Origin of the sequence: Exiguobacterium sp. A1_3_1 (assembly GCF_048985645.1) — a bacterium.
Lineage (GTDB): Bacteria > Bacillota > Bacilli > Exiguobacteriales > Exiguobacteriaceae > Exiguobacterium_A > Exiguobacterium_A indicum.
In genome coordinates this window covers 1-590 of sequence record NZ_WBYY01000334.1, presented here as the reverse complement: position 1 = coordinate 590, position 590 = coordinate 1, and the positions used below count along the sequence as shown (strand labels likewise).

Genomic DNA, 590 nt, shown 5'->3' with positions numbered 1-590 from the left:
CCGATCGCATCGAGTTTTGCGAACAACGCATCGCGTCGTGTTTCATACAAGCGACTTAACTCGCGGACACACGTCTGGTCACTCGTCAGAGCGACGGTCGCAGCATGTTGAATCGGTGTGAAGGCACTGACATAGAGATGTTCTTGGTATGTCTCGATGCTTGAGATGACAGACGGATTACCAATCGCAAAGGCAATCCGGAAGCCGGACATGTTGAAGCGTTTCGAGAGTGAGAATAGCTCGATCCCGACGTCTTTCGCACCTTCCGTCTGCAGGAAGCTTCGCGTCGGACCATCGAAACTGATGCCGCCGTATGCTAAGTCATGAACGACACAGATATCATGGGCATCGGCGAAAGCGACTGTCTGTTCGAAGGCTTCTGCCGTCGCGGTCGCACCCGTCGGATTACTCGGGTAGTTGAGGAACAACATCCGGGCACGCTCAACGTCCGTCGTATCAAGTAAGTCATAATCCGGCAAGAAATCATTTTTCTCGAGCAACGGAAGCGTAATCGGATAAGCGCCAGCAAGTGCTGCACCAGACAGGTAATCCGGGTATCCTGGATCCGGGACGATGACACCTTCTCCAGG

The 590-nt window shown here is 53.4% G+C and carries 1 protein-coding gene; it reads right to left on the bottom strand.

Annotated elements, in window-relative coordinates:
• A partial coding sequence (locus F8N00_RS18230) for an aminotransferase class I/II-fold pyridoxal phosphate-dependent enzyme (protein WP_421018776.1) occupies positions 1 to 590 on the bottom strand: 590 nt, incomplete at both ends.